The organism is Solilutibacter tolerans (assembly GCF_900155935.1).
GTDB lineage: Bacteria > Pseudomonadota > Gammaproteobacteria > Xanthomonadales > Xanthomonadaceae > Solilutibacter > Solilutibacter tolerans.
In genome coordinates this window covers 227,053-241,503 of the sequence record NZ_FTLW01000002.1, presented here as the reverse complement: position 1 = coordinate 241,503, position 14,451 = coordinate 227,053, and the positions used below count along the sequence as shown (strand labels likewise).

The window sequence follows — 14,451 nt, the reverse complement described above, 5'->3', positions numbered from 1 at the left end:
GCAGTGCCACGCGAGCAGGCCGTTCTCGCCCGCTCGAATACCAGATGTCACACGATTTGATCTAACTGATCTTTCGTTTCAATACGAAGCCCCGCCACGCGTGGGGTTTCGTCTGTCTGCGATGTCGATACGTTCTGGCCTGGGGCGTTCTGTTCTATGATCAGGCCATGCGCCGGACTGCCCTTCCCCTGATCGCCGCGCTCGCGTTGTCTGCCTGCGCCACTGCGCCACGCAATCCCATCGCCACCTGGGTGCCGTCGGAGAACTTCGACGCGCGTCGCCCCGTGGTCATCGTCTTGCACTTCACCGAGCAAGACTCCGTGCAACAAAGCCTCGACACACTGCGCTCGCGCAACAGCGGTGGCCGCGTCAGTTCGCATTACTTGGTCGGCGATGACGGTCGCATCTACCAATTGGTGTCCGACGAGGGTCGCGCCTGGCATGCGGGCGCGGGACGTTGGGGCACCATCACCGATCTCAACAGCGCCAGCATCGGCATCGAGATCGACAACGACGGTCACGAGCCCTACGCCGAGCCGCAAATCGCAGGCTTGTTGCGCCTGTTGGATGACCTCACCACGCGTTTGCGCATCCCCAAGTCGCAAGTGATCGGTCATTCGGATCTAGCGCCCACGCGCAAGGTCGATCCGGGCCCGCATTTCCCGTGGAAGCGATTGGCCGATGCCGGCTACGGACGCTTTCCGCAAGGCGCGCTCGTCGATGCACCTGCCGGCTTCGATGGCTGGGCTGCGATGCAGGTCTTTGGTTACACCATCGATGACCGCGCGGCGGCGTTGCGCGCGTTCCGCATGCGCTTCCGTGGTCGCGATGATGGTGCGGACCTTGCGCCTGAACTTGACGCAGATGACCTACGCATTTTGCATGCCCTTGTTCAACCACAATAAGTCGATGTTGCGTCTCGGCGTCATCGCATTGGCCGGCGTGCTGCTGGCGGGCTGTGCATCAATGCCGGCCGGTCAGCGTAGTGCGCTCGCCGAATGGAAGCCCTCGCCCAACCACGCGCTGCGCAAGCCCTCGATCATCGTGTTGCATTACACGGTGGAAGACACGCTCGATGGCAGTCACGACATCCTCAGTGACCCCAAACGTAAGCATCCGGTCAGTTCGCATTACCTCTTGGATCGCGATGGCCGTTTGCTGCAATTGGTGCCCGATCACTTGGCCGCCTGGCATGCAGGCGTGGGTAATTGGGGTGCGATGCGCGATCTCAATCAAACGTCCATCGGTATCGAGATCGTCAATACCGGCAGCGAACCGTTTCCTGATGCGCAGATCGATGCGTTGATCGCGCTGCTCGGTGATCTGACGACGCGTCACGATATTCCGCGCAGCCAGGTCATCGGCCATGCGGATCTCGCGCCCGGTCGGAAGATCGATCCGGGCCAATTCTTCCCATGGAAAAAATTGGCCGATGCGGGCTTCGGCATCTGGCCGCAGGGCGAGTTGATCGATCCACCACCCGGCTTCGACCCATGGATGGCGCTGCGCGTGATCGGCTATCGCATCGACAATCCGCGCGCGGCGTTGCATTCGTTCCGCCTGCGTTTTCGCGGCATCGACGACGGCGATCGCGGCACCGAAAAATCCGCCTCCAACATCGCGCAAGAAAATGCGCAGGCCTTGCCGGCGTTGCAGCCGGAAGACCTGCGCATCCTTTACGCACTCACGCGTCAGCAGTAACGCGCGCGGTTACTCCTGGAAGGTCACCGGCGTGCCGATCTTCACCGCGCTGGACACGGCCTCGGCGGCGAAGTTGGTCAGGCGCACGCAACCCGAGGACTGGGTACGGCTGATGTGACCGGGCTCGGGCGTGCCGTGGATGCCGTAATGCTCTTTGTTGATGCCCATCCACACGATGCCCACCGGGCCATTCGGACCGGGCGGGAAGATCGCTTCCTTCGCGCCCTTTGGCTGGTTGACCAGGATGTCCGGGTCATAGCGATAGTCCGGGTTATGTACGACCGAGTTCACCTTCCACTCGCCGATCGGCAGCGGGAACTTGGACGAACCGGTCGAGGCCGGGAACTGCGCATAGACCTTGCCGGCCTCGTTCACCAACTGCAGTGCGCCTTCCGATTTGTCGACGACGATGCGCGCGGCCGCGGCGATCTGCTGCGCCGGGCGCGTGTAAGGCACCAGCAACTCGGTGCCGGCCTTAGTGAAGTCCGCGTTCGGGTTCAGTTCTTTCAGGAACTCTGGCTTGATGTTGAAGCGCTCGCCCAGCGACTCGTAGATGTCCTGATAGACGATGCGCTCCATCTTGGCTTTTTCCTGCGGGCTGTCCGGCGTCGGTGCATACGGACCATCGATGTCCTGTTGGGTCAGCGCATAGCTGATCAACACTGGCGCGCTGTCCTTGTTGAGCGCTGCCCAAGTCGCTTCATCCAGCTTGCCGCTCGCCTCGATGCCGCGGTCGGTCTGGAAGGCGCGAATCGCCTTCTCGACATTCATGCCTTCCTTGCCGTCGATCTCGCCGGTGGAGAAATGCGCGCGCAGCAGCAGCACCTGGGCGCGCAACACGCCTTCGGGGCCAGTGGTGGTGGCGATGTCATTGGCCAGCTGGTTGGCTGCCGCGGTCGGGGCCGTCGCGGGGTCCATCGCGGCCAGCGGATAACCGTCCGGACCGTACAGCTCGATCGGGGCCGGGGCCGGGGCCGGGGCCGGCTCGGGCGCCGGGGCGACCTGGGCCTGCGGTGCGGGCTCCGCGGGCGCAGCCGGCGGCGGCGGATCACCGCAGGCGGACAACATCAGCGTGGCGCCCAAGGCGAGGGTGAGCGGATGACGAATCAGGGTCATGGCGGGTCCGGCTTGGAAAAGGTGGGTTGATGCTGCTCAGGCGGCGGCGATGCGGCCGTGAAGATGCGCACTTCCATTCATTTTTCCCGCAGTCACGCCATCCCGCAGAGACTTAGCCCCATAATGGTGCAATGTCGGATGTCGCCCCTCCACCCGGAGTTGAACAGCTCGCCACGCCCATCGCGTGGGGAGATGCCGAGGGCGTGCTGCGCGGCTGCAATCCCGCCTTCGCGCGCTGGCTGGGCGTCGGCCAGCGACGTTTGCTGGGCCTGCCGCTCGGATCGCTTGAGGCACAAGGCGACCGAATCGCCACGTGGCTTGAGGTGGTCGATGTCGCTTCTGCACCGCCACGGCTACGCCGGGTGGCGATGGCGCTGCCCGGTAGTGCCGAGACTCGGTTCGCCGATCTGTGGCTGACCTGGCATGAATCCGGCTGGCTGCTCGAAGCGCATCCGGTCGATGAATTTGCTGATGGCGAGGCAGGCGCCGCGTTGCCTGCGGCCGTGGCGGCGGCGCTGAAAGGCTTGGCGCACGAATTGCGCAACCCATTGGCCGGGATCAAGGGTGGCGCGCAACTGCTGGCGCGCAAGCATGACGATGCCGCATCGACCGAACTCACCACGCTGATCCAGACCGAAGTTGATCGCCTCGCTGAGTTGTTGGATCGCTTGATGTCGCCGCAACCGGCCACGCCGCACGCGCCGCTCAACCTACATGCGGCGCTCGACCGCGTGCTTCGGCTGGCCGAGAACGACGCCGGCTGGGCCGTGCGCCTGATCCGCGATTACGACCCCAGCCTGCCCGAAGTCGAAGGCGATGCGGATCGCCTCGCGCAGGCCGCGTGGAACCTGGTGCGCAACGCGATCGAGGCCGGCGCGACCCAAGTGACGCTGCGCACGCGCGCCGAACACGGCGTGCGTATCGCCGACCAAGTGCATGCACTGGCCTTGCGGCTGGACATCATCGATGACGGGCGCGGCATTCCCGAGACGCTGGCCGAGCAGGTGTTCCTGCCGCTGATCAGCGGTCGCGCGGAAGGCAGCGGCCTGGGCCTTGCGCTGGCGCAACAGGTCACGCGCGAGCACAAAGGCGCGCTGACCTTCCGCTCGCGCCCGGGCCACACGGTGTTCACCCTGCTCTTGCCGCTCGAAGGAATTGCCGATGAGTGAGGCTGCACGCATCTGGGTGGTGGATGACGATCACGGCGTGCGCTTCGTGTTGGCAACGGCGCTGCGCGAAGCGGGTCACGAGGTGCGCGCCTTCAATTCGGCGGATGAAGCGTTGATGGAAATCGCATCCAATACGCCGCCTGCCTTGCTGTTCACGGACGTGCGCATGCCGGGCGAAGGCGGCTTGGCCTTGCTCGAAAAGTTGAAGGCCGCGCATCCGCGCCTGCCGGTCGTGGTGATGAGCGCCTATACGGATGTCGCTTCCACTGCCGGCGCCTTCCGTGGCGGCGCATTCGAATATCTCTCCAAGCCGTTCGACCTGGATGAAGCGGTTGCATTGGCAGAACGCGCGTTGGACGAGGCGCGCGGCATCGCGGAAATCAATACGTCGACCGAAGACGTGCTAACCAAACAAAGCGACATCCCGCCCGCGTTGATCGGCCAGACCCCGGCGATGCGTGCCCTGTTTCGGAGCATCGGGCGCGTCGCGCAAGCGCCGCTCAATGTGCTGATCACGGGCGAGACCGGCACCGGCAAGGAGCTGGTGGCGCGCGCCGTGCATGCGGAGTCGCCGCGCACACACAAACCCTTCGTCGCGCTCAACACCGCCGCCATACCCGCCGAGCTGCTCGAATCCGAGCTGTTCGGGCACGAGGCCGGCGCATTCACCGGCGCGAACAAGCGCCACATCGGCCGTTTCGAGCAAGCCGATGGCGGCACCTTGTTCCTCGATGAAATCGGGGACATGCCGGCGGCCCTGCAAACGCGCTTGCTGCGCGTATTGGCGGAAGGCGAGTTTTTCCGCGTCGGTGGGCGTGAACTGATTCGGGTCGATGTGCGCATCATTTCAGCGACGCACCAACCCTTGGAAAAGCGTGCCGACGAAGGCGTTTTTCGCGTAGACCTGCTGCATCGCCTCAACGTCGTGCATCTTGCCGTGCCACCGCTGCGTGAGCGTCGTGAGGACATCCCATTATTGGCCGAAGATTTCATCGCACGTGCTGCGCGCAAACTGGGTATCACGCCGAAAACCTTCGGCAAGGCCGCGTTGCAAAAGCTGCAACAGCACGACTGGCCTGGCAACGTGCGTGAGTTGGAAAACCTGTGCTGGCGTGTTGCGGCAATGGCACCGGGCGAACGCATCGGCATCGCGGACCTAGGGGATGGTTTGCGCAGCCGAGATGCGGGCACCGGTTGGGAGCAATCACTCGCGGCCTGGGTAACGCAGCGCTTGGAGGCTGGTGAGACGGGTTTGCATGCAAAAACACGCGAACGATTTGACCGCGTCTTGCTGGAAGCTGCCTTGGCAGTGAGCGACGGCCATCGTGGTAGGGCGGCAGATCGTTTGGGGCTGGGGCGCAACACGGTGACGCGCAAGCTGGGTGCGTCGCGACGTCGGCGCAGTCACAAAAAAAATGATGCAGGTCTTTGACCCAACACGGCGTCTCACACATTTTCATCACACATGAACCCGCGCCTCGGTAGGGTGGAGCCACTTCCCCAAGGAGAAACTCCATGAACGTGCGCATTCCATTAGTTGCCGCCACTACCTTGGCGCTGGCTGCCTGCGCCAGCACGCCGATGGGCGATGCCGCTGCCACCGCAACGTTGTCCGCACGCTCGGGCAGTAACGTCGCGGGTGCCCTGCAGGTGATGCCGATGGGGGATGGTGTCCACGTCATGGGGGTGATCAGCGGCCTGACACCTAACGCGACGCATGCCTTCCACATCCACGAGAAAGGCGATTGCAGCGCTGACGACGCCAGCAGTGCGGGTGGCCATTTCAATCCGACTAGCCAGCCGCATGGCAATGCACAAGGCGGTGGCGCGCATCACCTGGGTGATCAAGCCAATCTGCAGGCCGATGCCGGCGGCACGGCGCGCGTCAATGCGCACTTCAGTGGCGTGAGCTTCCGCACAGGCACCGACACCGATGTGATGGGCAAGGCGATCGTCGTGCATGCCGATGCCGATGACTACACCTCGCAGCCCGCGGGTAATGCAGGCAAGCGCATCGCCTGCGGCGTGATTCGCTGATTGGGTGATCAGCGCGGTGCGCGTCAGTCCATGCAGGCCTGGCGCGCATCGTGTGCACCCGGGCAATCCACAAACGTGACCGGGATGCCGTGCGCTTCCAGCACGGCGGCCAATTGACGCACGCGTGCTTCGAAAAATCCGCGCCGGCGCGCAAGGCGTTCGACATCGTTTTCCTCGGGCGCATAGCGCTCGCGCCATGCATCATCCGAGAACAGTGCGACACGTGCCTCGCCCTTGACGAGATGAATGAGCGGCTCGGGTGGCGCATCCAGCCAGGCCGATTCGCCGGGTGCCAGCAACGCGGTTTCAATCAACGACCACAATGGTGCCAAGCCCATGTGCTCGTATTGCAAGGCGGTCATCGCGGCGAGGTCGTGCACGGTGAGATAGCGCGCGTGCTCGATGCGCGCCGCAAACGATTCTTGCGCCAGCAGTGCAGTTTCCGCGCGAGCCATGCCGCGATCCACCAACACGCTTTCCAGTTGCGCGCCGACATGCGCCGCACCGTCGCCTGCCAGCAGCAATGGCAGTACGCGCAGCATGCCGCCCTGCAATGAAGGCTCAGATCGCAGGGGTTGCGGAATGTCGCCACTCGCATCCGCGCCAAATCCAATAATGCGCGGACCAGCGTTGCGGCCGGGTGCGCGCTCACTCAGCTCGTGCAAACGGCGATGAACAGGCCAACCCGGGCGCAATACTTCGGCAGGGTCGAAGTGCGCACCCATCACGACCAAATCCAGGTTCGCGACCTCCGGCACCAAGAGAGCCAAATCATGACCAATGCGCTCGGCCAACTGACCGGCCTCGTCCTGTGACAGCGCGACGCGAGGAGCGGGGCCATCGGGCATCCATTCCAGCGCCATCACGGCAAGCACGGAAAGGTCGGAAGCGGTTTTGGTCATGACGTGCGCGTGATCAAGGCGGGCGGTAGACTGACATTCTAGCCGTGCGCCACCGCACGGAGCCCGAGGAGTCTTCGATGTCGCAGTCCCGTCGTGTCGCCGTGTTGGGTGGCGTACGTATTCCCTTCTGCCGCCAAAACACTGCTTATGCCGATGTCGGCAATATGGGCATGTCGGTGCGCACGCTGGGCGCGCTGGTCGAGAAATTCGGCCTGCAAGGCGTGGAGCTGGGCGAAGTGGCGATGGGCGCGGTGATCAAGCACAGCAGCGACTGGAACCTCGGCCGCGAGGCCGCATTGTCGTCGGGCTTGTCGCCGCTGACGCCGGGCATCACCCTGCAGCGCGCCTGCGGCACTTCGCTCGACACCATCGTGCATATCGGCAACAAGATCGCGGCCGGACAGATCGAAGCGGGCATCGGTGGCGGCTCGGACACGACATCGGACGTGCCCATCGTATACGGCGAAAAATTGCGTCGCCGCTTGTTGAAAGCCGCAGCGGGCAAAACCTTTGGCCAGAAGCTTGCTGCGTTCAAAGGCTTTCGGTTGGGCGAGCTGAAGCCGGAATTCCCGGGCGTGGCCGAGCCGCGCACCGGCAAGTCGATGGGTCAACACTGCGAGGACATGGCCAAGGAATGGAACATCAGCCGCGAAGCGCAGGACGAACTCGCCGTGGCGTCGCACAAGAAAATGGCGGCGGCGTATGACCGTGGTTTCTTCGATGATTTGGTCGTGCCGTTCCGCGGGGTGTCGCGCGACAACAACATGCGCCCGGACACCAGCATCGAGAAACTGGCGACGCTGAAGCCCGCCTTCGACAAGACCTCCGGACGCGGTACGTTGACCGCCGGCAATTCCACGCCGTTGACCGATGGCGCATCGGCCTGTTTGCTCGCCAGTGAAGAGTGGGCAGCCGAACATGGCTTGAAGCCGCTGGCCTATCTGGTCGATTCGCAAGTCGCGGCGGTAGATTTCGTCCATGGCGAAGGTTTGCTGATGGCACCGACCGTCGCCGTACCGCAGATGCTCGCGCGCAACGGGCTCACCCTGCAGGACTTCGATTTTTACGAAATCCACGAAGCCTTTGCTGCTCAGGTGCTGTGCACGTTAAAAGCTTGGGAAAGCGACGAATACTGCCGCAATCGTCTGGGCTTGCCTGGTGCGCTCGGCAGCATTGATCCCGCCAAGCTCAACCCGAATGGTTCTTCGCTGGCGGCGGGGCATCCCTTCGCTGCGACCGGCGCGCGCATCGTCGCCACAGCGGCGAAGGAGCTGGAGCAACGCGGTGGCGGGCGCTGCCTGATCAGCATCTGCACCGCGGGCGGCATGGGTGTGGTGGCGATTCTCGAGCGCTGATCGCGCGAAGACTCAGGCGATATTGATCGCCGCGAGCAGATCCTGTGGGCGCGCACTGGTTGCGCGCCGTATGTCTCGGAACCCGTGCGTGCGAGCCAGCGCGGCCAGGCGGTCGCTGGCCGCCACCAGGGTCACGTTGCGCAATCGCTTCGACAATGCCGACGGCGTTTGCGCAATGAATGCATCAAACGCCTCGCCACTGCTGAGCGCAAGAAAAGTAGGGGATGTTGCATCGTCCAATACCTGTCGCAACCGTTGCCACGTGGCATTCGTGATCGTCACCGGCTCACGCGCATAGACATCCGCGCGCACGATGCGAACCCCACGCATCTGTAGTTGCCGAGCGATCTCGCCGCGACCGCCCGGCGCCGTCACCAGGCCCAATGCATCGCCACGCTTGAGTGCGAGCATCTCCGGCATCGCCAACAAACCTTCGCTATCCATACGATCGGGCGCTTTCGCACTCGCTACGCCCACCCGCTGCAACGCACGGCGCGTGCCCTCACCCACGCCGAAAAACTGCTGCCCGCGCTTGGCCTTGAGCGCACGCAACTTCGATGCCGCGCGCACCGCATCCGGGCTGGTGAACACTACGCAGGTACAGGTCAGCGCATCAAGCAGCTGCCTGCGTGTCTGGCCATTTGATGGCAGTGCGATGCGTCTGGGAGACATTGCCATCACCTTTCCACCACGACGCCTTGCCGCACGGCGCAGGCCCTCATGGCCGCCGACCGGGCGCAATGAAATCAGGTGGAAATCGACATCGTCCATATCAGCATTGTGCCTTGCCGTATGGACAACGCGCGTACCATCGCGCTCACCCTGAAACAGGAACCCCCGATGCAAGACACGCGCGCGATGCTGGAAAGCCACCTCGACACCATTCCGATGGTCAAGGCGATGCAAGTCGCCATCGGTGATATCGAACCCACGCGCTTACAACTGACGGCACCATTGTCGGTCAACCTCAACGACAAGGGCTGCGCGTTCGGTGGCTCGCTGGTGTCGCTGATGACCTTGGCCGGCTGGGCTTTGGTGACGGCGCGCCTGCACGACGCCGGCTTTGCCGAGACCGAGGTCTTCGTCGCCGATAGCGAAGTGAAATACAAGGCGCCGCTATGGGATGACCTGATTGCGGAAGTGGTCGCGGCGGAAGGCGAAAGCCTGGAGGATTTTGTCGCTGCCTTCGCGCAGAAAGGCAAGGCACGCATCACGGTCGAAGCGCGTGTGCCGCTGCCCGATGGCGGCGTGGCGACCTCGATGCGTGCGCGTTACGCCGCATTCGCCAAGCGGTAGGATGGGGCGATGTCGTCTAGGAGCCTGCCCATGCGCGTGATGCGAATCCTCTTGTTGTCGATGTTGATGCTGGGCCTGTCGGCATGTGCGAGTGCTGGCGGCAAACAGATGAGTGCGCTCGAACAGGCGCAGTATGCGTATTCCGCAGCGATTCGCTGGGGCGATATCGAGGGCGCGTGGACACAGGTCGATCCGACGTGGAAGTCGGCGCATCCGCTCACCGACATCGAACGTGCGCGCTACAAGCAGGTGCAAGTCACCAGTTACAAACCCGTGGCCAGCGAACCGGTGGGCGAAGGCATGGCGCTGCGGGTGGTGGAGATTGGCGTGGTCAATCGCAACACCATGGCCGAGCGCAGCGTGCGCTATCAAGAGCGTTGGCGTTTTGATGGCCCCAGTGGTGCCTGGGTGGTGACTTCAGGCCTGCCCGACTTCTGGTCCGAACGCTGAGCCCTGGCTGGCCTGTGTCAGAATCGCCGGCCCAGCCTTTCGGTTATCTGTCGTGACGTTTCAGGAACTCATCGCCTTTCTCGGCCGCCATCCGATGCTTTCGCTCGGCTTGGCCGGTTTGACCATCGCCCTTCTCTACACCGAAATCAGCCGCTTCTGGCAGGGCTATAAAGTGTTGAAGCCGGATGGGCTGACTGCCTTGGTGAATCGCGAAAATGCACTCGTGGTCGATATCCGCGCCCAGAACGACTTCCAACAAGGCCATATTTCCGGGTCGAAAAACGTCCAGCCCAGCCAGTTCGACCCCGAGAACAAGCAGCTGGCTCCGGCCAAATCGCTGCCGGTGGTGGTGGTCTGCAAGACCGGCATGACCGCGGGTGGTGCCGCCAAGCGTCTGGCCAAGGCCGGTTTCGAGAAGGTTTATGTACTCGATGGCGGCATCGACGGCTGGCGCTCGGCCGGCCTGCCCTTGGTCAAGGGCCGTTGAGTCCATCCCACTAAGGCCCCTTGCGCAGCCGTGCGATAATCCCCAGTTCGACTGTTCAACCCATAAATTCCACGGAGTCATCCATGTCCGAAGACATCGCCAACGGCGCTGCCGCCCCCGCCGAAGCCCAGCAGGGCGCCAGCTTCTCGGTCGAGAAGATCTATACCCGCGATGTCTCGTTCGAATCGCCGAATGCACCGGCCGTGTTCAACGAGCAGGTCCAGCCGGAGCTCTCGATGAATTTGAACCAGCGCGTCGCCCAGCTCAATGACTCCGCTTTCGAGGTGGTCCTGGGCGTGACCCTGACCTGCAAGGCGGGCGACAAGACCGCTTACCTGGCCGAAGTGCAGCAGGCGGGCGTGTTTGGTCTGGCTGGTTTTGACCCGGCGGGTCTCGACGCGATGCTCGGCGCCCAGTGCCCGGCCATCCTGTATCCGTATGCTCGCTCGGCGATCAGCGACCTGGTCTCAAATGGCGGCTTCCCGCCCTTCCAGTTGCAGCCGATCAATTTCGATGCTCTTTACGCCGAAGGCCTGCGTCAGCGCGCTGAGCAGCAGGGCCAGGCCGATGCGCTGCAGCCCGGCAGCGAAACCGCCGGCAACGCCTGACCCAACGCGTTCGCCTTATGAACGCCGTCATGGAGCCCGTCGCCGTCCTCGGCGCGGGTTCGTGGGGAACCGCACTGGCTGCCTTGCTGGCCCGCAAGGGTCACGCAGTCACCTTGTGGGGGCGCGATGCGAAGACCATCGCCGCCATCGATGCGCGGCATGAAAACCCGCGCTATCTCCCGGACATACCGCTGCCGGAAACCCTGCGCGCCACCACCGACTTGGCTGCTGCGCTGGAAGGTGCCGCCTGGGTTTTGGTGGTAGTGCCCTCGCATGCTTTTGCCGAAACCTTGCACTCGTTGGCCCCCTTGCGTCCCGCGGGTGCGGGCGTGGCATGGGCGACCAAGGGGTTCGAGCCCGGCTCCGGCCGATTCCTCCATGAAGTCGCGGCCGAAATATTGGGCGATGACGTGCCATTGGCGGTTGTCACCGGCCCGTCCTTCGCCAAGGAAGTCGCGCTCGGCCTGCCCACGGCATTGACCGTGCACGCGGATGATCAAGCTTTCGCCCAGCGCGTGGCCGAGGCCATGCACGGACCGATGTTCCGCGCCTACACAGGCGATGACATGGTCGGTGCGGAGCTCGGCGGTGCGATGAAGAATGTCCTGGCCGTCGCCACGGGCGTGGCCGATGGCATGCAGCTCGGCCTCAATGCGCGCGCGGGCCTGATTACCCGTGGTCTCAACGAGATGCTGCGCCTGGCCGCGGCGATCGGCGCCAAGCCCGAAACCTTGATGGGGCTGGCCGGCTTGGGCGATCTTGTGCTGACGACAACCGGCGACTTGTCGCGTAATCGTCGCCTGGGCCTCGCCTTGGGACGCGGTCAGTCAATCGATGACGCTGTGCGCGAGATCGGTCAGGTCGTCGAATCGATCCAGACCGCCGATGAAGTGATGCGCCAGGCCGAACGCCATGGCGTTGAGCTGCCGATTTCCAGCGCCGTGCAACAAGTTCTGCATGGCGAGATGACGCCAGTCGAAGGCCTGCATCATCTGTTGGCCCGCGAGCAGAAAGCGGAATACCCGACGACCCTGTTCTCTTGAATTCGATTTGATGGTCGATGTCGCGTGAGCGACACACATCGCCCACCGTCATCACCGATGCGGAATAAAAAGAAGGCCCGACATCGCTGTCGGGCCTTCCACTAGCACGCTCTGGAGAGGAGCGATGTTGCTTGGTTACCAGCTGATGCGCGGGCCAACGCTCCACACGGCGTCGCCGTCGCCGAACTTGACGTCACCAAAGACGCCCCAGTTCGGGTTGAACTTGACCTGTCCACCCAGCCGGCCGTAAGCACCCTTCGGGCCTTCGTAGCCATCGTTGTCGCCGTACTTCTCGTAGCCGGCCATGGCGTAGCCTTCGAAGTTCGGGGCCAGGTTGCTGCGCACACCGGCTTCGACGCTGTAACCATCCAGATCAGCGCCATTCGCCAGTTTCAGGCCGCCGGCATAGATGTCGTCGGTCTTCAGCTTCTGGTAGGCGCCGCGCGCCACGAAATCAGTGTTGGCGGAGATGGCGTGGTTGAAGCCAACGCCGATCTTCCACTCATCGACGCCGATGTCGTAATCCTTGTCCTTCAGCTGCTGGGTGCCGGCAAAGATGTGCCAGTTCGGCGCAACCGCGACCGAGCCTTCCAGGTTGTAGCCGTCGGCATCGACATCGTCATCGCCATCGAGGCTGGTGTAGCCGCCTTGGGCATAGTTGTAGTTGGGACGGTCCTGGGCGTTGGCAGCAGCAAACGGCAGGGCGGCGATCAGGGTCAGAGCGAGCAAAGACTTCTTCATGGGGCACCTCGTTATCGTTGTTGTGTGAACGTCCGGATCAGCGGGCTGACTCGGACGTTGGGCACAAGTATCGACACTGCCGCTAAACGCCCCCTTAATATTGTACTATTGGGTACACTAATATTTTTGTGCCATTCAGGAAGGCATCTTCCTGGCTTTCTACTTGTTCCTAACAGGGAATCGGTTTACGTTGAACCAACGGCATCTGGGGAGAACAGCCGAAGTGCCGTGCTGCATTTAATTATTGACGAGAAGAGAATGATCGTTCATTCTTTCGCGCCTTATATCCCCCGTAGGCCGTGGCAAGTGCTGCGCTGGCTTACTCCTATCGAGTCCTTTCCTATGTCCAGAACCGCACTTCCCAAGCAGGCGGCCCTTGCCGCCTTGATTGCCACCAGCCTGATGCTTGCCGCGTGTGGCAAGGGCGACGAACAAGCGGGGGGCGCACCGCCGCCGGCTGAAGTCACGGTGGTCACTTTGAAGCCGCAGACTGTTGTGTTGACGCGTGAGCTGAGTGGTCGCGCGGAGGCTTCCCAGGAAGCGGAAGTGCGCCCGCAAGTAGGCGGCATCGTCGAGCGCCTCTTGTTCACCGAGGGCGGCAGCGTGCGCGCCGGCCAGGCGTTGTATCAGCTGGATCAAACCGCTTTCCGCGCCGACGCCAACAGTGCGCAGGCCTCCGTCGCACGTGCACAGGCTGCGCTGACTTCCGCCCGCCTGACCGCCAAGCGCTCGGGTGAGTTGGTCAAGATCGATGCGGTCAGCCGCCAGGACAACGACAATGCGCAGGCGGCCTTGCGTCAGGCCGAAGCGGATCTGCGCTCGGCACAGGCAGCGCTACAAGGCGCCAACGTGCCGCTGGGTTTCGCGCGCGTGACCGCACCGATCAGCGGCCGCATCGGTCGCTCCAACGTGACCCGCGGTGCCTTGGTGACCGCCGGCCAGCCCACGCCGCTGGCGGTGATCCAGAGCATGGATCCGATCTACGTCGAGATCAGCCAATCCAGCACGGAGTTGTTGCAACTGCGTCGCGAGATCGACGCCGGCACCCTGCAACCCACCGATTCGGTCCCGGTGGATATCACCCTGGAAGACGGCAGTGCTTATACCCACCAAGGTCGCCTCAGCTTTGCCGAGACGATGGTCGACCCGACTACCGGTGCTGTTGCGTTGCGCGTGATCGTGCCGAATCCGGAGCAGCTGCTGCTGCCCGGCATGTTCGTGCGCGCCAAAGTCGCCAATGGTGAACGCCGCAACGCGATTCTCGCCCCGCAGCAAGGCGTCAGCCGCGATCCGCGTGGCCAGGCCACTGCGATGGTGGTGAATGCCGATGGCAAGGTCGCCGCGCGCGAGGTGAAGGTCAGTCGCGCCATCGGCGACAAATGGCTGGTGGAATCGGGCCTGGCCGCCGGCGACAAGCTGATCGTCGAAGGCCTGCAGAAGATCAGGCCGGGTGCGCCGGTGCAGGCCACCGAGCAGGGCATTGCGCCGCCCGCCGCCGCCAAGCCGGCTGCCGCCGCGCCCGCCGCCAAGTAAGCAGGAGCTTCCC

The 14,451-nt window shown here is 63.5% G+C and carries 16 protein-coding genes; 12 read left to right on the top strand and 4 right to left on the bottom strand.

The window, feature by feature from the left end:
* Window positions 1-167 precede the first annotated feature (167 nt).
* A complete protein-coding gene (locus BW989_RS04280; protein WP_076585718.1) occupies window positions 168-905 on the top strand; it encodes an N-acetylmuramoyl-L-alanine amidase in 738 nt (245 codons plus the stop codon).
* Window positions 883-1,701, top strand: coding sequence for an N-acetylmuramoyl-L-alanine amidase (locus BW989_RS04275; RefSeq protein ID WP_165688550.1), 819 nt, complete (start codon window positions 883-885; stop codon window positions 1,699-1,701). Before BW989_RS04280 ends, BW989_RS04275 begins: the two co-directional genes overlap by 23 nt.
* A gap of 9 nt (window positions 1,702-1,710) precedes the next feature.
* Here BW989_RS04275 and BW989_RS04270 read toward each other — a convergent pair whose 3' ends face one another.
* Entirely contained in the window at window positions 1,711-2,817 is a 1,107-nt protein-coding gene (locus BW989_RS04270; protein WP_083688222.1) for a L,D-transpeptidase family protein, read from the bottom strand.
* 131 nt (window positions 2,818-2,948) lie between these two features.
* Here BW989_RS04270 and BW989_RS04265 point away from each other — a divergent pair, with 131 nt between their 5' ends.
* From BW989_RS04265 to BW989_RS04255, 3 genes are all read left to right on the top strand, one after another.
* Window positions 2,949-3,986: a two-component system sensor histidine kinase NtrB gene (locus BW989_RS04265; protein ID WP_076585713.1), complete on the top strand. Its 1,038-nt coding sequence runs from the start codon at window positions 2,949-2,951 to the stop codon at window positions 3,984-3,986.
* Complete coding sequence (gene ntrC, locus BW989_RS04260) at window positions 3,979-5,418, top strand: nitrogen regulation protein NR(I) (RefSeq protein WP_076585711.1); 1,440 nt, start codon at window positions 3,979-3,981, stop codon at window positions 5,416-5,418. The genes BW989_RS04265 and ntrC overlap by 8 nt, the downstream gene beginning before the upstream one ends.
* Window positions 5,419-5,501: 83 nt before the next feature.
* The gene (locus tag BW989_RS04255) at window positions 5,502-6,023 is read left to right on the top strand and encodes a superoxide dismutase family protein (RefSeq protein ID WP_076585709.1); all 522 of its coding nucleotides are present in this window, start codon (window positions 5,502-5,504) and stop codon (window positions 6,021-6,023) included.
* 23 nt (window positions 6,024-6,046) lie between these two features.
* Here the strand turns inward: BW989_RS04255 and BW989_RS04250 are convergent, their stop codons facing one another.
* On the bottom strand, window positions 6,047-6,925 hold the full coding sequence (locus tag BW989_RS04250) for a hypothetical protein (RefSeq protein WP_076585707.1): 879 nt from the start codon (window positions 6,923-6,925) through the stop codon (window positions 6,047-6,049).
* 77 nt (window positions 6,926-7,002) lie between these two features.
* Between BW989_RS04250 and BW989_RS04245 the strand changes: the two genes are divergently transcribed.
* Window positions 7,003-8,280: an acetyl-CoA C-acetyltransferase gene (locus BW989_RS04245; RefSeq protein WP_076585704.1), complete on the top strand. Its 1,278-nt coding sequence runs from the start codon at window positions 7,003-7,005 to the stop codon at window positions 8,278-8,280.
* Between the two features lie 12 nt (window positions 8,281-8,292).
* Here the strand turns inward: BW989_RS04245 and BW989_RS04240 are convergent, their stop codons facing one another.
* Window positions 8,293-9,051 carry a uroporphyrinogen-III synthase gene (locus tag BW989_RS04240; RefSeq protein ID WP_076585702.1) on the bottom strand — a complete coding sequence of 253 codons (759 nt, stop codon included), beginning with the start codon at window positions 9,049-9,051 and terminating at the stop codon, window positions 8,293-8,295.
* 69 nt (window positions 9,052-9,120) lie between these two features.
* Here BW989_RS04240 and BW989_RS04235 point away from each other — a divergent pair, with 69 nt between their 5' ends.
* From BW989_RS04235 to BW989_RS04215, 5 genes are all read left to right on the top strand, one after another.
* Window positions 9,121-9,576, top strand: coding sequence for a YiiD C-terminal domain-containing protein (locus tag BW989_RS04235; RefSeq protein ID WP_076586428.1), 456 nt, complete (start codon window positions 9,121-9,123; stop codon window positions 9,574-9,576).
* Window positions 9,577-9,606: 30 nt separating this feature from the next.
* Window positions 9,607-10,026: a hypothetical protein gene (locus BW989_RS04230; protein WP_083688220.1), complete on the top strand. Its 420-nt coding sequence runs from the start codon at window positions 9,607-9,609 to the stop codon at window positions 10,024-10,026.
* 52 nt (window positions 10,027-10,078) lie between these two features.
* Entirely contained in the window at window positions 10,079-10,513 is a 435-nt protein-coding gene (locus BW989_RS04225) for a rhodanese-like domain-containing protein (protein WP_076585700.1), read from the top strand.
* A gap of 83 nt (window positions 10,514-10,596) precedes the next feature.
* Complete coding sequence (gene secB, locus BW989_RS04220; RefSeq protein WP_076585699.1) at window positions 10,597-11,121, top strand: protein-export chaperone SecB; 525 nt, start codon at window positions 10,597-10,599, stop codon at window positions 11,119-11,121.
* A 29-nt stretch (window positions 11,122-11,150) separates the two neighbouring features.
* Window positions 11,151-12,164, top strand: coding sequence for an NAD(P)H-dependent glycerol-3-phosphate dehydrogenase (locus tag BW989_RS04215; protein WP_425476640.1), 1,014 nt, complete (start codon window positions 11,151-11,153; stop codon window positions 12,162-12,164).
* A 135-nt stretch (window positions 12,165-12,299) separates the two neighbouring features.
* On the opposite strand, the gene BW989_RS04210 is transcribed toward BW989_RS04215, so the two are convergent.
* Window positions 12,300-12,905 carry a diffusible signal factor-reguated Ax21 faimly protein gene (locus BW989_RS04210; protein ID WP_076585695.1) on the bottom strand — a complete coding sequence of 202 codons (606 nt, stop codon included), beginning with the start codon at window positions 12,903-12,905 and terminating at the stop codon, window positions 12,300-12,302.
* A 402-nt stretch (window positions 12,906-13,307) separates the two neighbouring features.
* Here BW989_RS04210 and BW989_RS04205 point away from each other — a divergent pair, with 402 nt between their 5' ends.
* Window positions 13,308-14,438: an efflux RND transporter periplasmic adaptor subunit gene (locus BW989_RS04205; protein WP_425476645.1), complete on the top strand. Its 1,131-nt coding sequence runs from the start codon at window positions 13,308-13,310 to the stop codon at window positions 14,436-14,438.
* The last annotated feature ends 13 nt before the right edge of the window (window positions 14,439-14,451 follow it).